Origin of the sequence: Kitasatospora sp. NPDC056731, from assembly GCF_040687675.1 — a bacterium.
In the GTDB taxonomy this organism is placed as follows: Bacteria; Actinomycetota; Actinomycetes; order Streptomycetales; family Streptomycetaceae; genus Kitasatospora.
The window spans coordinates 155792-175081 of the sequence record NZ_JBFBNR010000005.1 but is presented as its reverse complement, the minus strand read 5'-3'; the positions used below and the strand labels follow the sequence as shown (position 1 = coordinate 175081).

General features: G+C 74.2%; 22 protein-coding genes. 16 read left to right on the top strand and 6 right to left on the bottom strand.

From position 1 onward, the window contains the following. Positions 1–15: 15 nt before the first annotated feature. From AB0R04_RS07385 to AB0R04_RS07350, 8 genes are all read left to right on the top strand, one after another. The gene (locus AB0R04_RS07385) at positions 16–771 is read left to right on the top strand and encodes an HAD family phosphatase (RefSeq protein ID WP_363368991.1); all 756 of its coding nucleotides are present in this window, start codon (positions 16–18) and stop codon (positions 769–771) included. 5 nt (positions 772–776) lie between these two features. Continuing rightward, complete coding sequence (locus AB0R04_RS07380) at positions 777–1097, top strand: multidrug efflux SMR transporter (RefSeq protein ID WP_350880380.1); 321 nt, start codon at positions 777–779, stop codon at positions 1095–1097. A gap of 101 nt (positions 1098–1198) precedes the next feature. After that, positions 1199–1687, top strand: a complete 489-nt coding sequence (locus AB0R04_RS07375; RefSeq protein WP_363368989.1) for a hypothetical protein — start codon at positions 1199–1201, stop codon at positions 1685–1687. A 147-nt stretch (positions 1688–1834) separates the two neighbouring features. Beyond that, positions 1835–2131, top strand: a complete 297-nt coding sequence (locus AB0R04_RS07370; protein ID WP_363368987.1) for a hypothetical protein — start codon at positions 1835–1837, stop codon at positions 2129–2131. Further along, positions 2128–3447, top strand: coding sequence for a putative T7SS-secreted protein (locus AB0R04_RS07365; protein WP_363368985.1), 1320 nt, complete (start codon positions 2128–2130; stop codon positions 3445–3447). The genes AB0R04_RS07370 and AB0R04_RS07365 overlap by 4 nt, the downstream gene beginning before the upstream one ends. Beyond that, positions 3437–4117, top strand: coding sequence for a hypothetical protein (locus tag AB0R04_RS07360; RefSeq protein WP_363368983.1), 681 nt, complete (start codon positions 3437–3439; stop codon positions 4115–4117). Before AB0R04_RS07365 ends, AB0R04_RS07360 begins: the two co-directional genes overlap by 11 nt. Beyond that, complete coding sequence (locus tag AB0R04_RS07355; protein ID WP_363368981.1) at positions 4114–4773, top strand: hypothetical protein; 660 nt, start codon at positions 4114–4116, stop codon at positions 4771–4773. Before AB0R04_RS07360 ends, AB0R04_RS07355 begins: the two co-directional genes overlap by 4 nt. A 392-nt stretch (positions 4774–5165) precedes the next feature. Beyond that, entirely contained in the window at positions 5166–5780 is a 615-nt protein-coding gene (locus AB0R04_RS07350) for a hypothetical protein (protein WP_363368980.1), read from the top strand. Between the two features lie 56 nt (positions 5781–5836). Here AB0R04_RS07350 and AB0R04_RS07345 read toward each other — a convergent pair whose 3' ends face one another. From AB0R04_RS07345 to AB0R04_RS07325, 5 genes are all read right to left on the bottom strand, one after another. Next, positions 5837–6511, bottom strand: a complete 675-nt coding sequence (locus AB0R04_RS07345; RefSeq protein WP_363368978.1) for a phosphonatase-like hydrolase — start codon at positions 6509–6511, stop codon at positions 5837–5839. Positions 6512–6522: 11 nt separating this feature from the next. Continuing rightward, positions 6523–7644 (bottom strand): TIGR03364 family FAD-dependent oxidoreductase, encoded by a 1122-nt coding sequence (locus AB0R04_RS07340; RefSeq protein WP_363368976.1) that lies wholly within the window; start codon positions 7642–7644, stop codon positions 6523–6525. A 104-nt stretch (positions 7645–7748) separates the two neighbouring features. Next, positions 7749–8264, bottom strand: a complete 516-nt coding sequence (locus tag AB0R04_RS07335) for a pyridoxamine 5'-phosphate oxidase family protein (protein WP_363368974.1) — start codon at positions 8262–8264, stop codon at positions 7749–7751. 221 nt (positions 8265–8485) lie between these two features. Continuing rightward, entirely contained in the window at positions 8486–9157 is a 672-nt protein-coding gene (locus tag AB0R04_RS07330) for a phosphatase PAP2 family protein (RefSeq protein WP_363368972.1), read from the bottom strand. Beyond that, on the bottom strand, positions 9154–9822 hold the full coding sequence (locus AB0R04_RS07325; RefSeq protein WP_363368970.1) for a DedA family protein: 669 nt from the start codon (positions 9820–9822) through the stop codon (positions 9154–9156). The genes AB0R04_RS07330 and AB0R04_RS07325 overlap by 4 nt, the downstream gene beginning before the upstream one ends. 115 nt (positions 9823–9937) lie before the next feature. Here AB0R04_RS07325 and AB0R04_RS07320 point away from each other — a divergent pair, with 115 nt between their 5' ends. The 3 genes from AB0R04_RS07320 to AB0R04_RS07310 all read left to right on the top strand — a co-directional run bounded on the left by AB0R04_RS07320 (position 9938) and on the right by AB0R04_RS07310 (position 13305). After that, positions 9938–10411 carry a BlaI/MecI/CopY family transcriptional regulator gene (locus AB0R04_RS07320; protein ID WP_363368969.1) on the top strand — a complete coding sequence of 158 codons (474 nt, stop codon included), beginning with the start codon at positions 9938–9940 and terminating at the stop codon, positions 10409–10411. Further along, entirely contained in the window at positions 10411–11505 is a 1095-nt protein-coding gene (locus AB0R04_RS07315; protein ID WP_363368967.1) for a M56 family metallopeptidase, read from the top strand. The genes AB0R04_RS07320 and AB0R04_RS07315 overlap by 1 nt, the downstream gene beginning before the upstream one ends. A gap of 276 nt (positions 11506–11781) precedes the next feature. Then, the gene (locus tag AB0R04_RS07310) at positions 11782–13305 is read left to right on the top strand and encodes a GAF domain-containing protein (protein ID WP_363368964.1); all 1524 of its coding nucleotides are present in this window, start codon (positions 11782–11784) and stop codon (positions 13303–13305) included. On the opposite strand, the gene AB0R04_RS07305 is transcribed toward AB0R04_RS07310, so the two are convergent. Continuing rightward, the gene (locus AB0R04_RS07305; protein ID WP_363368962.1) at positions 13224–13724 is read right to left on the bottom strand and encodes an SsgA family sporulation/cell division regulator; all 501 of its coding nucleotides are present in this window, start codon (positions 13722–13724) and stop codon (positions 13224–13226) included. The genes AB0R04_RS07310 and AB0R04_RS07305 overlap by 82 nt on opposite strands. Positions 13725–14063: 339 nt before the next feature. On the opposite strand from AB0R04_RS07305, the gene AB0R04_RS07300 reads away from it, so the two are divergent. The 5 genes from AB0R04_RS07300 to AB0R04_RS07280 all read left to right on the top strand — a co-directional run bounded on the left by AB0R04_RS07300 (position 14064) and on the right by AB0R04_RS07280 (position 19270). Then, positions 14064–15380, top strand: a complete 1317-nt coding sequence (locus tag AB0R04_RS07300; RefSeq protein ID WP_363368960.1) for a hypothetical protein — start codon at positions 14064–14066, stop codon at positions 15378–15380. 218 nt (positions 15381–15598) lie between these two features. Then, on the top strand, positions 15599–16843 hold the full coding sequence (locus AB0R04_RS07295; protein WP_363369126.1) for a TerD family protein: 1245 nt from the start codon (positions 15599–15601) through the stop codon (positions 16841–16843). A 175-nt stretch (positions 16844–17018) separates the two neighbouring features. Continuing rightward, positions 17019–17981 (top strand): SGNH/GDSL hydrolase family protein, encoded by a 963-nt coding sequence (locus tag AB0R04_RS07290; protein WP_363368958.1) that lies wholly within the window; start codon positions 17019–17021, stop codon positions 17979–17981. A 98-nt stretch (positions 17982–18079) separates the two neighbouring features. Further along, positions 18080–18568: a GNAT family N-acetyltransferase gene (locus AB0R04_RS07285; protein WP_363368956.1), complete on the top strand. Its 489-nt coding sequence runs from the start codon at positions 18080–18082 to the stop codon at positions 18566–18568. Positions 18569–18709: 141 nt separating this feature from the next. After that, positions 18710–19270 (top strand): Uma2 family endonuclease, encoded by a 561-nt coding sequence (locus tag AB0R04_RS07280; RefSeq protein WP_363368953.1) that lies wholly within the window; start codon positions 18710–18712, stop codon positions 19268–19270. Positions 19271–19290 lie beyond the last annotated feature (20 nt).

Sequence of the window (19290 nt, the reverse complement as noted above, 5' to 3'; positions counted from 1 at the left end):
ACCGAAGGTACCGCCATGCCTGAAGCCCTGACGCCCGACTCCGCCCTGACGCCCGACCCCTCCGTGACGTCCAACCCCCTGGCCCCCGGCGCCCCGGCGCCCGAGGCCCCCCACCCCGCCGCCGTCCTGTTCGACATGGACGGCACCCTGGTCGACACCGAGCAGCTCTGGTGGCAGGCCGCCGCCGAACTCGCCGACGAACTCCACCACGCGCTCACCGACCAGGACGCCCCCGAAGTACTCGGCCAGGCCGTCGAGCACACCGCCGCCCATCTGCACAAGGTCAGCGGCACCACCCTCACCGAGGCCGAACTCGCCGCCCGGCTCGGCGAGTCCTTCGCCGCCAAGGTCGCCGCCGAGACCGTCCCGCGCCCCGGCGCGCTCGCCCTGCTGGCCTCCCTGCGGGACGCGCAGGTGCCCACCGCCCTGGTCTCCGCCTCCCCGCGCCAGGTGGTCGACCTGGTCCTCGCCGCCATCGGCCGGGACTGGTTCGCCGTCACCCTGGCCGCCGAGGACACCCCGCGCACCAAGCCCGCACCGGACCCGTACCTCGCCGCCGCCGAACGGCTCGGCCTGGACCCGGCCACCTGCGTCGCCGTCGAGGACACCCCGACCGGAGTCGCCTCCGCCGCCGCGGCCGGCTGCGCCGTGCTCGCCGTGCCGTCCACCGCGACGCCGATGCCCGACGGCGGCCGGATCACCCTGCTCGCCAGCCTGGAACAGGCCGACCTCGCCCTGCTGGGGAAGCTCGGCGCCGCCCGGGCCGTTTGACCGGCATGCCCTATCTCCTGCTCTCCCTCGCCATCCTGAGCGAGGTCTGCGCGACCAGCTGCCTCAAGCTCACCGAGGGCTTCACCCGCCTCTGGCCGAGCGTGGGGGTGGCGGTCGGCTACGTGCTGTCCTTCGTGCTGCTCGGGCGCGCGCTCAAGCACATCCCGGTCTCGGTCGCCTACGCCGTCTGGTCGGGGGCCGGGACGGCGGCGGTCGCCGGAATAGGCGTGGTCGCCTTCGGCGAATCACTGGGACGCCTCCAGTGGCTGGGGATCGCCCTGGTGATCGTCGGAGTGGTCGTGCTCAACCTCAGGAACAGTCACTGACGGGCCGCCCCCCGGCCCACGGTGCTGGTCAACTTCCCTTTCGGAGCGGGAAGTCGGATGTGCCGACCGCCCGCTCCGAGCGGTTCGCTACCGTGGGCCCCATGAGCGACCCACGGCCCCACCACTACCGTTTCGTCCACCGCGAGCTCGCCCGCCAGGTCCTCGAATTCGGCCCGCGGCTGACCGTCCCGGACGCCGGCGGCAGCCTCCTGCCCGTCCTCACCGGCATCTGGGACGACCTCGGCCAGACCCTCCCGCCCGAGGACCGGCTGCCCAGCCACGGCCTGGACTGCCGGCACCTGCGGGCCGACGGCCACCCCCTGCTGCTCGTCACCCTCCCCACCCCGACCGGCGCCACCGAGGCCCACTTCGTCGCCGCCGTCCACCCCCAGGGCGCCAAGACCGTCCGCTACGTGGCCCTGGAGCACGCGCTCAACCCCTTCGACGGCAGCCCCGGCACCGTCCTCGGTGAGTGGTCCTCCGAAGGCCACCTCAACCACGGCGAAGGCCCCTCCCCCGTCGCCGAACTGTTCGTCGCCGCGGTGGCGAAGCTCGTCGCCCCGAAGAAGCGCGGCTTCTGGCGCCGCTGACCCCGACGGCGTGCACTGTCGGCGCCGCGCGCCGACACATCGTCAAGATCCCGTCACCGCACCGTGAAGCACCCCTCACAACAGATCGCCCGCGTACCGACTGCGGCTATGCTCGGCCGGTCACGCCATCGACACATCGGGGGAGCAGTGGCCGACTTCACGGTCAGCACCGAGTTCCTCGCCAAGCTGGCCAAGGACCTCAAAGGCTGCGGCGACGAACTCGACCAAGGACTCAAGGCGCTCAAGGAAGCGAGTCGCAGCGGACTGGGCTACGACTTCCTCGACGAGGCCTGCGGACACTTCCAGGGCACGTGGGAGTACGGGCTGAAGAAGGTCCGCGAGTGCGTCAAGATCCTTGACGACGGCCTGGCGCAGGTGCAGCAGGGCTACGACAGCACCGAACAGGACACCACCAAGGCCCTCACCCCCCAGGGGCGGTCGTGACCGCCCCCGCGCCGGACTGGTCCGGCCTCGGCTTCAACCCGACCCCCGGCGACACCGCCGCGGTCACCGGCCTCAGCGGGAGCCTGCGCCGGGTGGGACAGCACCTGACCGACGTCCACACCACGCTCTCGCAGCTCTCCGCCAACCAGGGCCAGTGGACCGGCGAGGCCGCCAAGGCCTTCGCCGGCCAGTTCGGCAAGCTCCCCACGTACCTCCAGGACGCCGCCGACTCGATCACCGCCGCCTACCAGGCCCTCGACGTCTGGTACACGGCACTGACCGAACACCAGCCCAAGGCCGTCGAGTTGGCCCGCGCCGCGGTCGCCGCCAAGCAGCAGAAGGAGCAGGCCGAACAGGCGCACACCGCCGCGGCCGCCGCCCCCGACCTCAAGCTCGCCGGCCAGACCTTCCCCGACGACGCCGGCCTCGCCGCCGCCGAACAGCGCTACGCCAAGGCGAAGGACCACCTGGACGCGGCCGCCGCACTCGTCGGCAGCGCCGCCAGCGACCTCACCGAGCTCCAGAAGCAGGCCCACGAACTCGCCGGGGGCCACAAGTCCGACGCCCACAAGACCGCGGCCGCCATCCGCAAGGCCGCCGACAGCAAGGCGCCGCCGGAGCCCGGCTGGCTCAGCAAGGTCGGCAACTGGCTCAAGAACCACGGCGCCGACATGCTCACCGTCGCCGCCGGCCTCTGCGGCGTCGCGGCGATCTTCTTCCCCGCCTTCGCGCTGCCGGCCCTCCTGCTGAGCGCCGCCGCCGCAGGCACGCACGCGACCAAGTACGCCCTTGAGGGCAAGCTGTGGCCGCCGCAGAAGAACATCGGCAACTGGCTGACGCTGGGCGGCGACGTGATCGGCGCGATTCCCGGGGTGGGCGTCGCGGCCAAGGGCCTGAACGCCACCCGGGGGGCGCGCGCCGCCGGTGGGAGCGTGCGCGGCGCCATGAGCGCCGGTACGACCGAGGTCCGGGCCGCCGCCCGCGCCGTCGACCCGGCCAACCCAATCTTCACCACCGCGATCGAGAAGCCCGCCATCAAGCTCGGGGTCTCCAAGGCCACCGCGATGAACGCCTCCGACGGCGTCCAGGCCGCCACCACCTTCGGGCTCAACGCCCCGACGGCGTACGCCCTCAGCCAGGACAATCCGAGCAACGGCCTCACCGACGCCGTCAACTACACCACCGGCGGCAACAACGTCATCGGGTCCGTCGGCGTCGGCACCGCCGGCGGCAAGGGCTCCGCCGTCATCGGCACCGTGTCCGCCGTCGGCAACCTGCTCGGCATGGGCGGATGGGCGGCCGGCTATGGCCGTTGAGACCACCGGGATTCCGCCGCTCTGGCTCACCCTGCCCGCGGGCTTCACCCCCCTCGACCTCGACGAGGACCTCGGCGACCGGATGGCCCGCACGGCAGAAGGCCTGGACGCGGCCTTCCCCGACGCCCGGCCCGAGCAAAAGCTCGGCACCGTGATCGCCGCCGAGACCGCGCTGCAGACCCAACTGCGCGAGGGCGCGGTCCACGTCTCCAGCTGCCTCGTCCGGGCTGAGGACGGCGAGCCCATCCACGGCATGCTCACCGTCTTCGTCCGCCCACAGGACCTCGGCGCGCCCGGCAGCTACCCCACCCGAATCGCCGAACAACTGGCCGAGGCCTGGCCGGACGCCGACGTCGGCGTGGTGGACCTGCCGACCGGCCGCGCGGCGCTCGCCGCCCGCGACCTGGCCGTCCCGGTGCCCGGTGCGGTGTTCGGCGTGCCCGAGTCCACCGTCAACACGGTGCGCCAGCTCGAACTGCTGATCCCGCACCCGTGGAGCCCGCACGTGGTCGCCGCCGTCTTCACCACCGAGGACCTCGACCACTGGGACGAGTGGCTGCCGCTCCTGGCCACCGCGTTCCGCGGCATCTCCTTCCACCCGCCCCGGGACGAGAGCGCCGACGCGCTGCCACCCGACCAGTGGGACAACATCCGGAAGGCCTTCGGATGACGACCCTCCCACACGGCCAGGACCCGCGCGACGGGCTCCGCCGCCTCCGCGGCGCACTAACCCTCATCGCCCTCTCCACCGCCATCCTCATCGGCGTCACGGCACTGAACGTGTACGTCAACTCGTTCGTCGCCACCATCGTGGGCTTCGCCTACCCCGTGGTCATGCTGCTCGCCCTCGCCCTACGGCGCGACGCCGACAGCAACCCCGCGTTCCAGCGCAAGGCGTTCGCCTGGGGCGCAGGCATCGCCGCCGTCGCCTTCGTCGCCTACCTGTCGGGTTCCGTCGCCTGGACCAACCTGATCCTGGACTCGGGCCGGACGGTGAAGGCCGTGGTCCTCAACGAGAAGACGACCGACTCGCTCCACGGCTCCGGCCGGGCCTACGCCCTCGCCTCGACCGACCCGGCCGGCGAGATCCCCGGCGGCGACCTCGAAGAGAACTCCGCCCGGTTCAAGCCCGGCGACGTGATCACCGTCCGCATCGACCCGGCCGGCCAGGTCGCCCCCAAACTCCCCGGCGAAGTCGACTCCACCGCCTACCTGTTGACATTCCTCACCTGCAACGCCCTGATCGGCGGCACCCTGCTCTGGTCCGCACGCAGACCCACACCGCCACACGCCCCCTCCGACTCCGTGGTGCACACAGTGTCCTGAAGAACGTCGCCGCCGTCAGCGGACGGATCACTCGACCACTGAAAGCGGCTACGGGCTCGATGCCACTGAATCCCCACTCCGCGCGAAAGTGATCTCAAGTGAGCACGGAAAATGTTCAGTTGATGGTCGACCGCCTCAAAGCCATCCAGTGGACGGCCTATTGGGAGGGGAACGGAGGGCCTTTTCTCGCGCGGCGCTCATGAAGGAGTACTTCCGACGGGCCGCGCTCTGGCTCGATGCTCGCTACCCTGCGCCATGCCTGTAGAAGGCCCACGCCTGCCTCTTCCTCGGCGCCGAGGAAGTCCCCCTTCCCGCCCGACCAGCCCCCGTGTCCGGGGGCGAGGGGACGCGTCGTACTCTTCCAGCCCGATCGGACGCACGCGGGGAGAGTCATGGGTACGACCAGGGACCGTAGCCGGGCCACCGTGCTGAGCGCTGTCCTGGTCCTGGGCGTCCCCGTGGGGACGTTCGGGCTGGTGCTCGCGGGCACCTACCTCGGCGGGGGCGCCGCGTCGCTGCTCGGGCTGGTGCTGGTGGTGGCCTGGGTGGTGGGTCTGGTGCGGATGCTGGGGCGGTGGGTGGGCTGCTGGGTGGCGCTGTTCGCCGTTCTCCTCGCGGGCCTGGCGACGGGGGCTGTGGCCATGGCGCGGGACGACGTGATCCTGCGGCTGTCCGGCGAGACGGTGACGGCCCGGGTCACCGGGGAGACGGACCGTCTCGCCGGGAAGCACCCGTCCTCGATGTACGACCTCGCGGCCGAGGACGGCACTGCGTTGCCCGGCGGCGAGTTGTCGACGGGGCTGCGCGCGCTCGCAGTCGGCGACCGGGTGACGGTCCGTTTCGATCCGGCCGGCCGCGCCGACCCGCAGCGCCCGGGGGACATCAGCCTTCCCCGGGATCTCGGGCTCGCCGTCGGGCTGACGGCCGCCCTGATGCTCGCCGTCGCCTGGCTGGGCCGCGAGTCGGCCCGGCGGCGAGGCGGCGGAGCGGCCGGGCCGGTGTCCTGATCTGACCCCGGGGAGCAGGAAGTCGGCCGGGCCGACTTCCTGCTCCGGGGGATCGTTCAGCCCAGCAGGCCGGGCAGTTCCGCGACCGAGCCGAGGACGTGCGTCGCCCCGTCGGCCCGCAGCCGGGCCTCGTCGTGGGCGCCGGTGAGCACGCCGGCGACGACGGACGCTCCGGCCCGTACGCCGGTCAGCATGTCGTAGCCGGTGTCTCCGGCGACGGCGATCTGCCGCACCGACTCGACTCCGGTCCGCAGCAGCGCGGTGAGCGCGAGGTCCGGGTAGGGGCGGCCGCGGCCGGCCTCGGCGGGGCTGAGGGTGAGGTCGGCAACGGACTGCCAGCCGAGGGCGGTGAGGATGCGGTCCTGGGTGGCCCGGGAGAAGCCGGTGGTGAGGGCGACCTTCCGGCCCTGGCCGCGCAGTTCGGCGATGGCTTCGGCGGCGCCGGGCAGGGCGGCGCAGTGCCCGGCGTCGACGAGGTCGTGGTAGGCGGCCTCGAAGGCGGTGTTGGCCCGCTGGGCCTTGCCCTCGTCCCCGAAGAGGTGCCGGAAGACGGAGATCTTGGATTCGCCCATGGTGGCGCGGACGTGGTCCAGCATGGGGCCGAAGCCCGGGCTGCCGGCCTCGACGCCGAGCGTCCGGGCGGCGGCGGTGAAGGCCTGTTCGACGAGGCCGTCGTCGGCCACGGTGGTGCCGGCCATGTCGAGGACGACCAGGCGGATATCAAAGGACATGTCAACTACCCTTACAGGTTTGCGAGTTCGGCGGTGGTTTCGGCGATGGCCGGGGAGCAGGTCATGCCGCGGCCGCCGGGGCCGGTGACGAGCCAGACGCCGTCGCGGAGTCGTTCGCGGTGGACGACCCGGGTGGTGTCGACGCACTGCGCGTACACCCCGGCCCAGCGGCGGCGGACGCGCGGCAGGGGGCGGCCGAGCAGGTCCTCGGCCACGCCGACCAGGTGGTCGTACGGGTCCTCGACGACGTCGAAGCCGAACGGCTGGTCGTACTCGTGGGTGTCGCCGATGGTGAGGCCGCCGTCGCGCCGCTGGACCATGAGCAGCTGCATCTTGTGTTCGGCGGCGACGTCGGGCTGCGGCTGGGTGTCGCGGAGGCGGTCCAGGGCGGTGCCGGCGAAGGCCGGGTAGTAGCGGAAGCTGTCGCCGTCGGCGACGGAGGTGGTGAGGGTCTCGCCGAGCGGGTCGGTCTGCATCATCTGCAGCCGGACCTTGCGCACGGGCAGCGAAGGGGCGAGTTCGCGGACGAGGCCGCCGAGCCAGGCGCCGGTGCAGAGGATGACGAGGTCGCCGGTGTGGACGTCGCCGTGGTCGTCGCGGACGGCGTTCTCGCCGATCACGTCGCGGACCTCGCGGCCGGGCAGGAAGGTGTAGCGGCCGGTGGCCTGGAGGGCGGCGCGCAGCGCGGGCTGGGCGGTGCGGGGTTCGACGGCGGCGTCGCGCTCGCACCACAGGGCGCCGAGGAGTTCGCCGCGCAGGGCGGGGTTGGCGGCCCTGGTCTGGTCGGCGTCGAGCAGCCGGTAGCCGCGGGCGGCGGCGTCGGGCAGGGTGAGCGCCTGTTCGGCGACGGCGAGTTCGGCCTGGGTGCGGATCGCGGTGAGCGATCCGTTGGCGCGGAAGCCGAGGTCGGGGACGCGGGCGCCGATGCCTTCCCACAGTTCGCGGGCGCGCAGCGCGGTGTCCAGTTCCTCGCCCTGCGCGCGGCCGCTGACCCAGATCAGGCCGAAGTTGCGCACGGAGGCGCCGCGCGCCTCGGTCTCGCGCTCCAGGTGGACGACCTCGTGGCCGCGTTCGACGGCCTGCCAGGCGTGCATGGTGCCGAGCACGCCTGCTCCTACGACGATGACTCTCATGCGGCCAGGCTGGTGCGCCCAGGTGTCCTGGGGGCGTCCCGGCAGCGTCCCGCAGATGAATCACCCGAAAAGTTGTACAGACAACCCCGGGGACCGGGCAGGGCCTACGGCCGCAGCACCCGCGCCCGCAGGTAGTTGCGCCGCCCGAAGTTCGGCTCGTCCACCGCCGTCAGCTCCTCCACCTGGAACCGGTACAGCGCCGCCGCCCCGCCCCCGGTGAGGAACTGCCGCCGCACCTGCTCGTCCTGCGCGAAGGACGGGTACCGCCCCTGGTAGGCGGCCAGCGCCGCCTCGGCCTGCCGCCCCCAGGCCTCGCTCGCGCCGCCGGTCAGTTGCAGGCCGCGCAGCTGCTCGCCGAAGACCGGCGGCGGCAGGAAGACGGTGGCGGCGGCCCGGGCCTCCTCGGCGAGGTGGTGGCTGTGCCGGGTGGAGCGCTCGCTGACGAAGTACAGGACGAGGTCGTCGTCGTACGCGAAGAAGGCCAGGTTGGCGTGCGGGCCGCGCTCGTGGCCGGCGGTGGCGAGGGTGAGCACCATGGCCTCGGCGAGCAGGCCCTCGACGCCCTTGTGCGGCGACTCGCCCGGCCAGTCCCCCTGCGTGATGTCGAGTCGGTACGGCATTGGCACTCCCTCCGCTGGCACGCCCGGCGCTCCCGCGCCCCGGCACGACTGAGCCGGGCGGGTTCCCCGCGAAGGGGCCCCACGCCCGGCTCACATGCTCTACCCGCCACCCCGGCCAGACAAGGGTCGGACGGGCTACGGGGAGGCTACGGAATCAGCGCTGTCGGGTCTCGCCGCCAGTGTCGCGGGCACCCGCCGTTCAGCGCTGCCGACACCCGCCGTCAGTGCTGCCGCGTCCCGTACGCCGCGTGGCGGCCCGCCATCACCGGCGCCGCGCCCGGACCGAGCAGCGGGCGCAGCGCACCCGCCCGCATCCGGTCCACCAGCGGCCCGCAGCGGCCGGCGAGCGGCGCCAGCACCACCGCGACCAGGAGGCCGACCAGCGCGCCGACGGCCACGTCGTGCGGGTAGTGCACGCCGACCCAGACCCGGGAGGCGCCCATCAGCACCGCGAAGATCCCGGCGATCCAGCCGAGCCGCCGGTCGGCGAACCAGAGTGCGGTGGCGGCGGCGAAGGCGATCACGGTGTGGTTGCTGGGGAAGGACCAGTCACCGGCGCCGGGGCAGGTCTCCAGCGAGATGCTGCCGGGGATCTGGGCGCACGGCCGGACTTCTTCGACCATGCTCTTGAGCACCGAGTTGACGCCGTACGCGACGACCACGATCACCGGCGAGGCGAGCACCTTGGCCATCACGACCGAGTCGGCGCCGCGCGCCCGCCACCAGGCGTAGAGCATGAAGACCGCGAACAGGCCGAGGCCGAGCGCCGACCAGACCTTGATCAGCTCGTCCAGCCAGTGCGGGGCGGCTTGCGCCCACCCGTTCACCCGGGTGTAGAGGCTGCCGTCGATGCCGCTGCCGTCGTAGACGGCGAGAGCCCGGGAGGACGTCACTTGTCACCTCCGTGACGGTGCGCCTTACGGGCGCGGAACAGTTCGAGAACAATGGGGAGCACGGAGACAACTACTACCAGACCGATGATCGGGAGCAGATATCTGTCGATGCTGGGGATCGACGATCCGAGCCCGTACCCGGCGAGCACGACGCCGACCGTCCAGAGGGCGCCGCCGGTCACCTGCCAGAAGGTGAACGAGCGGACCGGCACTTCGAGCACGCCGCAGAGCGGGTTCAGCACCGTTCGGACCACGGGGATGAAGCGGGCGAGCACGATCGCCTTGCCGTGGCCGTACTTGCCCAGCAGTTCCTCGGCCCGCTCGACGCCCTCCAGCAGGCTCTTGCGCTCGGTGCGGCGCAGCAGCGCGCGGCCGCCGCGCTTGCCGATCAGATAGCCGACCTGGGCGCCGGCCAGCGCGCCGACCAGGGCGGCGGGCAGCACCTGGGAGAGCTCCAGCTGCGGACCCTTGGTGGCGCCGGGCACGCACAGCAGGCCGGCGGTGAACAGCAGTGAGTCTCCGGGCAGGAAGAAGCCCACCAGCAGACCGGTCTCGGCGAAGAGCACGACGGCGATGCCGAGTGCACCGAAGGCGGCGAGCAGCGAGGACGCGTCCAGCGGGTTCACCGCGAGGTGAGCGGCCGGATCGGCGAGGAACTGAAGCAAGGCTGGCGGACCTCCCGTACGTTGGGGGGCGGTTCACAGCGGAACCCGCCCCGACCGTCTACAGTGACGTAGACGGTCTACATGACTGTAGACGAAACCTGGAGGAAGCGCCGCCATGTCCGACGTACCGTCCGCCCGCCGGCCTGCCGGGGAGCTGGAGGCCGAGGTGCTGGCCGCGCTCTGGTCGGCCCGGCAGCCGATGACCCCGCAGGACGTCCAGTCGGCACTCGGCGGGGACCTCGCCCGCACCACCATCGCCACGATCCTCGCCCGCCTGCACGACAAGGGCACCGTGGAGCGCACCCGGGCCGGCCGCGCCTACGCCTACATCCCGACCGTCCAGGACACCGCGGGCCTCGCCGCCCGCCGGATGCACACCGAGCTCGGCCGCGAGGCCGACCGCTCCACCGTGCTCGCCCGCTTCGTCTCCGACCTCTCCGCCGAGGACGAGCAGCTGCTGCGCGACCTGCTCGGCGACGGCGCCCCGGGCCTCGGCTCCGCCCCGGGCATCGGCGACGGCACCCCCGGTCTCGACCCCCTCCCGGGCACCGCCCCCGGCCACCGCACCCCCGGGGCGGCCGGATCGTGATGATCGCCGTCTGGGCCCCGCTGCTGCTGCCGTTCCTGGCCGCCCCGCTGGCCCGCCGCCTCGCCGACGCGCTGCCGCCCCGGGCCGCCGCCTGGATGCTCGCCGGGACGTCCGCCGTGCTGGCCGGCGGCACCCTCTGCTCACTCGGCCTGCTCGCCGCCGCCGGGCTGCTCCAGCTGCCGCCGGTCGCCGCGATCGGCCACCTGTCGCTGCCCTGGCTCACCACCGCCGCACCCGACGCGCCGGTGGCGGCCGCCGCGGCCGGTCTGGTGCTCGCCGCGCTGACCGCCCAGGCCGTCCGCACCGCCCGCCGCCACCGGCTGGAACTGCGCGAGGCCCGGGCCGCCCTCCCGGCCTGCGCCGAGACGGCCTGCGCCGCGCCGACCGAGGGCCGGCATCCGGACGCGCGCCCCGGGCACGCCACCATGCGCCGGACACGCACCCCGCAGGCCGTCCTGGCCGGCGCCCGCGCCCTGCTCCAGCCGGGCGAGCACCCGCTCGCCGTCCTCGACGACGAGCGCGCCGACGCCTTCGCCCTGCCGGGGCGCCTGCCCCTCCCCGGCCGGCCCGGCGAGCCCGGCCGGATCGTGGTCACCTCCGGCATGCTGCGCATCCTCACCGGGCCCGAGCGGGCCGCCCTGCTCGCCCACGAGCGCGCCCACCTGACCGCCCGCCACCACGTCTTCCTCGCCCTCGCCGAGCACGCCGCCGACCTCCACCCGGCGCTGCGGCCGCTGCGCGCGCCCCTCGGGTACCACCTGGAGCGCTGGGCCGACGAGGTGGCGGCCGCCCGGGTCGGCGACCGCACCGTGACCGCCCGCGCGGTCGGCCGGGCCGCCCTGGCCGCCAGCCGCTCCCCCTGGCCGGCCCGGCCCCGGCTCGTCCCCGCCGCCCACTCCGGGCCGGTCCCGCGCCGGGTCGCCGCCCTGCTCCAGCCCCGCCCGGCGGCCACCGCCACCGGCACCCGCCTGCGCGCGGTGGCGATCGCGCTGGCCGCCTGCCTGGCGCTGAGCACCGCCGCCTCCCTGGAGGCCACCGCCGACCTGCACCACACCGTCGAGGCGGCCCAGCGCGGCACCGGCACGGAACGCTGACCGCCGACCCCACATCAGGCCTCGCACCAGCACCGCACCAGGCCCACGCAAGGCCCGCATCAGGTCCCGCACCAGGCCTCGCACCAGGCCCGCGTCGGGCCCACACCAGGCCCACACCAGGACCCCCACTAGTCATCACACCTCGGCATGTCCACGGTCATACCGTCCGGTATGCCGAGTTGGCAGACCCCGTCCCCAGACCCTCACCGCCCCCGTACGCTTTCGTCAGCGCGTCGACCCCGGCGCGGCCTCGAACGGCGGCGAGGAGCAACGCGAGTGCGGCAGACCGGACGGCAGTCCCGACGACCAGAACGCCGCACCGCGCCGAGCGCGGCCGAGCTGGCCAGGGTCCACGACCGCACCCTCGCCGAAGCCGCCGCCCGCGAACTCGCCCAGCCCCCCTACCCCGACCCCGGCTCCCCCGGCCGGCTCGAACCCCGCCCCGAGATCGGCGACTCCTGGGCCCGGCTGCGCCGCCTCGGGCTCGACCCCGACGCCGGCGCCGCCGCCGTCCACCTCGGCCCCGCCGAGATCGAGCAACGCCGCCGCACCAGCGGCCTGAACGCGGTCCTGTCGGTGCTGCGCGACACCCTGCTCCAGCCGGTCGGCCAGAGTCCGCTGATCCTCGCCATCGCCGACGCCGAGGGCCACGTGCTGTGGCAGGAGGGCGAGCGCGCCCTGCGCCGCAGCGCCGACCGGATCGGCTTCCTCACCGGCGCCCGCTGGATCGAGGAGAGCGTCGGCACCAACGGCATCGCCGTCGCGCTGCGCGCCCAGCGCCCGATGCACGTCCACTCCGCCGAGCACTACCTGCGCAGCCACCACTCCTGGACCTGCGTCGCCGCCCCCGTGCACGACCCGGGCACCGGGCGGCTGGTCGGCGCGATCAACCTCAGCGGCCCGGCCCGCAACGTCCGCCCGTACCTGCTGCAGCTCACCGCCACCGCCGCCCGGCTCGCCGAGACCGAGCTGCGCGCCCACCGGCTGGAGGCGCTGCACCAACTGCGCACCCTGGCCGCCCCGGTGCTCGCCCGGGTGGCCGGCCCGGCCCTGGTGGTGGACTCCGCCGGGTGGACCGCCGCCGCGGCCGGGCTGCCGCCGCCCGGCCGGCTGCGGGTGCCGGTCGGCGGCTGGGGAACCGCCGCCGTGCACTGGGTGCCGGGCCTCGGCGAGTGCGCCCTGGAGCCGCTCGCGGACGGCTGGCTGGTGCGACCGGTCCGGCCGCCCGAGGCGGACGGCTCCGGCACGGTGACGGCCGAACAGGCCGAGCAGGCCGAGGGCGCCCGGCTCCGGCTCGACCTGCGCCGCCAGGACCGCCCGGAGCTGACCGTCCGGGGCGCGGCCGGCAGCTGGTCGCACCCGCTCAGCCCGCGCCACGCCGAACTGCTGCTCCTGCTCGCCACCGGACGCGAGGGCAGCACGGCCGCGCAGCTCGCGGAGGCGCTGTTCGGCGACCCGGGCCGGACGGTGACGGTCCGCGCCGAGCTGTCCCGGCTGCGCCGCTACCTGGGCGGCCTGCTGGCCCACCGGCCGTACCGCATCGCCGAGTCGGTGCTGGTCACGGTGGACGGGCCGGACGACCCGTACGACCTGCTGCCGGCCTCCTCGGCCCCGGCCGTCCGGCGACTGCGGGCCGGGCTGGCCGCGGGGACGGTCCGGCTGCCGAGCGCGGCGCCCGTCCCCCCGCCACACGGGCCCGCCGGTGCCCCGACCGGGCCTCAGCCGCCGGCGAGCAGCGCGGCCAGCTGGGCGTCGGTCGGGCCGCAGACGCGCTCCGCCTCGGCGGAGACCAGCGCGTAGGTACGGTCCAGCCACGCCTGCACCCGGGGCTTGGAGGCCTCCAGCAGGGCGCTGCCGTGCGGTGATTCGAGCGCCAGGTGCAGCGTCGAGCCGTGGCACGGGCAGTACGCCGGCCACAGTTTGACGTCGCCCTGGCCGCTCAGCGCCTGCAAGCCGTCGCGCAGCAGCTCGCGCGAGAACACCCAGTCGGCCTCGTCCGGCCGCCCCAGATGGAAGGTCAGCAGCACCTCGTACGGGCGCGCGGCCTCGAACCGGAACCGGGTGCGCACCTCGCCGACCACCTCCTCGCCCAGCGAGATCCGCAGCATCAGCACCTCCTCCACCGCCGCCGGAGCGGCGGTGGAGCCTTCCCCATCGCCGCCCGTGGGGGTGGCGGCGAGGGGTGCACTGGAGGCTGCGGACAGCGGGTCGGGCGGCATGACGGTCTCTCCGGGACGGCGTGGGATGACCTCAGCCTGGGCCACTTCCGTCCGGGCGGGCAAGGGTTGCAAGGAGGTTGCATTAATCCCTGTCCGGGCAGCCCGGCCGCCATCGCCGACTTATCAGACGGATCGTCAACTTCCTTCCATCGAACGGGTGTCCACGAAATGGATCAAAACCGTCCAGGCCACGACGAGCCGCTGGTACGCTCTCCCCCTCCCGGCGCGGGCCCCACCCGGACCCCGGCCGACCGACCCCGGGCGGCCGATGCCGGCCCGGTGGCAGCGCATGGGAGAATACCGCGACCGCGACGGCGACTTCGGGGAGGGAGGGGTCCGGTGGCTGCGCGCGAGGACACTGCGCGGGACGTTCGGCACGAGCCCGAACGGCACGGCCGGCACGGGCGGCCACGCCCGTTCGGCGGCCGGTTCCGGCTGCCCACCCTGCGCTTCTCCGGTGCCGCGATGGCGATGTCCACCGTCGTCGGCATCAGCATCGCCACCACCCTCCTGCTCAACGAGCAGCAGGGCGTGGGCCGGCGGGCCGGGGTCGCGCGCGTCGGCACCACCCCGCCGCCCACCCCCGCCGCGGGCGACCAAGCCGAGGCCGCCGCCGACCGGGCCCCGACCGCGCCCAACCCCACCGCACCGAACCCCGCCGATCTCCCGGCCACCGGCCGGCCGCCCGTACCGAGCCCCTCGGCGCACCACCCGGGGGCGGCGGAGGACACGGCCGCCGCAGCGGCCTCGCCCAGCGCCTCTCCCCACGTGCCCGGCACCCGGTCGGCGCTCCCGGAGCCCACCGGCGGACAGGCCGCGGCCGAACCCATGGCCGACCACGGCCCCGGCGCCCGGCCGGCCGGCACCGGCGAGCCCGCCACGCCGGCCGACGCCGCCGCGCCCTCGCCGTCGGCCCAGCCCGTCGCGCCCGCCGCCGAGCAGCCGGCCGACCCCTCTTCGCCCTCCCCCTCGCCGGCCACGCCGCACGCGCCCGGACCCCGCCCGGCCGCCCCGGCCCAGCCCGCACCGCCGCCGCCCGGCGCAGTTGCCCCGGGCACCGACGGCCCGACCGCCGGCGCCCCTGGCCCGGACACCGAGCCGGACACCGACCAGGCCCTGACCGGCGTCGCCACGGTCACACCGCTCGGCCGGGACGGCCTCCGGCACCAGCTCGACCTCGCCGTCACCGAGCCGCTCACCGCACTCCAGACCGAATTCCGGCTTGCCCCAGGCGAGTTGGCCCCCGGCAGCGGCACCGCCTGGACCGACCTGCCCGGCGCGGTCGTCACCGCCCAACAGGAGCGCGGCACCCTGGTCTACCGCTTCACCACCCCGGCCGGCACCGACGTCCCGCCCGGCCACTACGCCTTCGGCGTGCGCGGCACCCGCCCCGCCGCCGAACCCTCGGGGCCCACCGGCCCGTCCGGCCCCTCGCTCCCGTCCGGTCGGCCCGCTTCGTCCGGCCCGGTCCGCAAGGCCGCCGCGGCGGAGAGCTGGAGCGCCGCCGCCTTCGGCATCGACCGGCCCCGGGCGGTCGCCGCCCTCGGCGCCTTCGGCCCGGTCGCACCGCAGCCCGTCGCACCGCCGCCCGTCGCGCCCGAGGCACCCGGGCTCCCGCCGCGCCCCGGCACGCCGACGGCCTTCGCGCCCCGCTGACCTCTGGCCGCACTGACCCGCCGCCTTGCGGCCCTGCCGGGGCCTGCCGCCCAACCCCGCCGCCCGGCCGTACCGTCCGACGATCCGACAGGTCACCGCCCCGGCCGGGCTCATCCCGACGCGCCCGTTCGTTACTGTGGGCAGCACCCGGCCCGGCGGTCCCAGCGGCCCCGGCCGGCCGCCGTTCCGCACCCGAGGAGGAGTCCGTGTCCACCGTCCTGACCCAAGGCGGCAACGCCCCGCTGACCGCCGCGCGGGTGACTGTCGAGGTCACCGCGCCCAAGGCGCTGGACGTCTCCGGTCTGCTGCTGACCGACGCCGGAAAGGTGCGCTCGGACGACGACTTCGTCTTCTTCAACGCCCCGCACGGCCCCGGCGTCAGCCACCGCCCGGCCGCCGCCGGAGCGCCGGACGCGATCACCGTCGACACCCTGGCCGTCCCGGCCGGCATCACCAAGATCGTGGTGACCGCCAGCCCCGCCGACCAGTCCTCCACCTTCGCCGGGATGGAGCCGACCGCCACCGTCCGCGACGCCGACACCGGGCAGGCCCTGGTCACCTTCACCCCGCCGCAGCTGGGCCAGGAGACCGCGCTCATCGTGGTCGAGGTCTACCAGCGCGGCGGCGCCTGGAAGGTGCGCGCGGTCGGCCAGGGCTACGCCAACGGCCTGGCGGGCATCGCCACCGACTTCGGCGTCTCCGTCGACGACTCCCCGGCCGCGACCCCGGCCGCCCAGGCCCCCGCCCCCGCCACTCCCCCCGCGGCCCCGCCCACCCCTCCGGTCGCTCCCCCGGCTCCCCCCGTCGACCCGCGGATCGCCCTCGCCGCCACCCCGCCCGCGCCCCCCGCGCCCCCGGTCGCCCCGCCGGCCCCGTCCGCCCCCGCCAAGGTCACCCTGGACAAGGGCCGGGTCAACCTGGTCAAGGGCAGTTCGGTCTCCCTGGTGAAGAACGGCCGTCCGTTCCTCTCCTCGGTCCGAATGGCGCTCGGCTGGGAGCCCGCCGGCCGCGGCCGCAGCGTCGACCTGGACGCCTCCTGCCTCGCCTTCGACTCACAGCGCAAGAAGCTGGAGACGGCCTGGTTCATGAAGCTGACCGTCTTCAAGGGCGCGATCGCCCACTCCGGCGACAACCTCACCGGCGGCGGAGCCGGCGACGACGAGTCGATCACCGTCCACCTGGACGGCCTGCCGGCCGAGGTCACCGGCCTGGTCTTCGTCGTCAACTCCTTCTCCGGCCAGCGGTTCACCGAGGTCAAGAACGCCTACTGCCGCCTGCTGGACGCCCGGACGGAGGAGGAGCTGGTCCGCTTCGACCTCACCCACTCCGAGCCGCACACCGGCGTGGTGATGTGCAAGCTGGTCCGGCAGTCGTCCGGCGAGTGGGTGATGACCGCCATCGGCGAGTACGTCGACGCCAAGACCGCCCGGGCGATGGTCGATCCGTCCGCCGCCCTGCTCTGAACCGTCTCGCCGCACCCCTCGCTGCCCCGTCCCAGCGCCCACGGCCGATCGGCCCAACGTCACGGCCGCACACGCGAATTCACCCTCCTGAGGGATCAAGTCGTCCACCCGCCGACTCGATCTACCTCTAGGGGGGTGAATCGCGCTCTCCCGCGCACTCGTTGAGGGAGAGACCGTGCCACGCTTCCTGTCCCGCCTCGCCGTCGCCGGCACCGCCGTCGCGCTCACCGCCGGCCTGATCACCCCGTCCACCGCCCAGGCCGCCGCCGAGCCGTCCGGCCGCGTCCGGACGCTCGCCTGGGCCGCACTGGGCGACTCCTACACGGCCGGCTTCGTCGAGGCCGCCGGCGACGAGACCGAACCCCGCGACGGCTGCGCCCGCACCACCGGCTCCTACCCCGAGCTGATCCGCCGCGGCCTCGGCCCCCTGGTCGAGCTGCGCAACGTCAGCTGTGCCGGCGCCACCGCCAAGGACGTCTACCAGACCAAGGAAGCCCCGCCCGGCCGCCCGCTCCCGCCGCTCGGGACCAACCCCGGCGCCCCCTTCCCACCGGTCCCGTCGCAGATCGACGCCGTCTCCCCGGGCGCCGACGTGATCACCGTCGAGATCGGCGGCAACACCCTCGGCTTCGCCGAGATCCTCAAGGGCTGCATCGAACTCGGCGCCGCGGTCCTCGGCCAGGGCACACCCTGCAAGGACAAGTTCGACGCGAGCCTGCCCGACCGCTTCAACCAACTGCGCGGCGACTTCGACCAGATGCTCGGCGCCCTGCACGCCAAGGCCCCGTCCGCGCGGCTGCTGGCCGTCGGCTACCCCCACCTCGTCCCCGAGGACGCCACCCGCTGCACCTACGGCAACCTGGAGCAGTTCGCCACCTTCACCACCGGCGACCTCGCCTGGGCGCGGACGGCCATCCTGGAACCGCTCAACGCGATCATCGCCCAGCGGACCACCGCCCACGGCGACACCTTCGTCGACCTCTACCCCTCCACCACCGGCCACAGCGTGTGCGACCAGGACCACTGGCTGGACGGCGTGCTGACCAGCATCATCCCGCTGCGCTACGCCCTGGTGCACCCCAACGCCAAGGGCCAGGCCCACGCGGCCGCCCTGGTCGAGGACGCCGTCCTGAGCTGACCGGCCGCACCGGAAGCGGCCGCACCGGAAACGCCGCGCATCGAGAACCGATCGAAAACCAGTGGCAGGCCCCTCCGGCCGCGGATCATGCTGAGCGGATGCTCATCCGCGAAGCCACCCCCGAGGACTGGCCTGCCGTCTGGCCCTTCTTCCACACCGTCATCGCCGCCGGCGAGACGTTCCCCTACCCCCTCGACCTCTCCTCCGACCTCGGCCGGGAGTGGTGGATGCTCGCCGCACCCCATCGCACGGTGGTCGCGGTGGACGAGGCCGGCACGGTCGTCGGCACCGCCAACATGACCCGCAACCGCCCCGGCAACGGCGCGCACGTGGCCAGCGCCAGCTACCTGGTCGACCCGGCGCACCACGGCCGCGGCATCGGGCGGGCCCTGGTCGAGTACACCCTCGACTGGGCCCGCACCAACGGCTACCGCGCCATGCAGTTCAACGCCGTGGTCGCCAACAACCACCACGCCGTGAAGCTCTACCAATCCCTCGGCTTCGACATCGTCGGCACCGTCCCCGAAGCCTTCCACCACCCCGTCGACGGCTACGTCGGCCTGCACGTCATGCACCGGCCGCTGTAAGGGAGTTCGCTACTCCTCGATCACCAGCACGTCGCCGTCCCGGGCCGCCGCCTCACCCCATTGAGCGATCGTCATCCATCCACCCGACGTGCCACTCCGAGCTCACCTATTCTGTTGGCGCGTCCAACCAAGGGGTTGCTCATGAACACGGCGGATAGCGCCATCCTGCTGGAACTCTTCCTGGCTCTGGACACTCCCGAAGGCCTTCGAGCCGAACTTGTCGTCGGCGAGATCCTGATCGGGCTTCCCCCCGACGGCGATCACGAGGACATCCTCAGCCACGTGACCGACCAGGTGTTCCACAGGGCGGCTGCGGATATGCAGATGTCCGCCAACAAAGGCCTTCGCCTCGCCAGCCACGGAGGACACCCTTCCGACCACGTCATCCCGGACGCCACGTTCGTCCCGGAGGAACTCCGCCTCTTCCGCGACGCGCCGCCATGGATGGAGCCCGACGGCGTCGCGATGGTCGCGGAGGTCACCTCCAGCAAGCCCGACCAGGACCGCATCGCCAAACGCCACTGCTACGCCCGCGCCGCGATCCCGCTGTACCTCCTGATCGACCGCGAGCGGGCCCAGGTCAGCCTCTTCAGCAATCCCCACCGCGACGAGTACACCGAGGTGCACCTGGCAGCCTTCGGCGAACCACTCGCCCTCCCCGCCCCGTTCGAGTTCGAGTTGGACACCAAGGACTTCCTCTAGAAGTCCCGGAAACGCGACAA

Excerpts from the sequence above, each read along its gene's own strand:
- AB0R04_RS07355 (WP_363368981.1), top strand. The coding sequence starts at position 4,114 with ATGACGACCCTCCCACACGGCCAGGACCCGCGCGACGGGCTCCGCCGC.
- AB0R04_RS07315 (WP_363368967.1), top strand. The coding sequence starts at position 10,411 with ATGATCGCCGTCTGGGCCCCGCTGCTGCTGCCGTTCCTGGCCGCCCCG.
- AB0R04_RS07280 (WP_363368953.1), top strand. The coding sequence starts at position 18,710 with ATGAACACGGCGGATAGCGCCATCCTGCTGGAACTCTTCCTGGCTCTG.
- AB0R04_RS07340 (WP_363368976.1), bottom strand. The coding sequence starts at position 7,644 with ATGAGAGTCATCGTCGTAGGAGCAGGCGTGCTCGGCACCATGCACGCC.
- AB0R04_RS07335 (WP_363368974.1), bottom strand. The coding sequence starts at position 8,264 with ATGCCGTACCGACTCGACATCACGCAGGGGGACTGGCCGGGCGAGTCG.
- AB0R04_RS07385 (WP_363368991.1), top strand. The coding sequence starts at position 16 with ATGCCTGAAGCCCTGACGCCCGACTCCGCCCTGACGCCCGACCCCTCC.
- AB0R04_RS07360 (WP_363368983.1), top strand. The coding sequence starts at position 3,437 with ATGGCCGTTGAGACCACCGGGATTCCGCCGCTCTGGCTCACCCTGCCC.
- AB0R04_RS07285 (WP_363368956.1), top strand. The coding sequence starts at position 18,080 with ATGCTCATCCGCGAAGCCACCCCCGAGGACTGGCCTGCCGTCTGGCCC.
- AB0R04_RS07345 (WP_363368978.1), bottom strand. The coding sequence starts at position 6,511 with ATGTCCTTTGATATCCGCCTGGTCGTCCTCGACATGGCCGGCACCACC.
- AB0R04_RS07350 (WP_363368980.1), top strand. The coding sequence starts at position 5,166 with ATGGGTACGACCAGGGACCGTAGCCGGGCCACCGTGCTGAGCGCTGTC.
- AB0R04_RS07375 (WP_363368989.1), top strand. The coding sequence starts at position 1,199 with ATGAGCGACCCACGGCCCCACCACTACCGTTTCGTCCACCGCGAGCTC.
- AB0R04_RS07320 (WP_363368969.1), top strand. The coding sequence starts at position 9,938 with ATGTCCGACGTACCGTCCGCCCGCCGGCCTGCCGGGGAGCTGGAGGCC.
- AB0R04_RS07305 (WP_363368962.1), bottom strand. The coding sequence starts at position 13,724 with ATGCCGCCCGACCCGCTGTCCGCAGCCTCCAGTGCACCCCTCGCCGCC.
- AB0R04_RS07380 (WP_350880380.1), top strand. The coding sequence starts at position 777 with ATGCCCTATCTCCTGCTCTCCCTCGCCATCCTGAGCGAGGTCTGCGCG.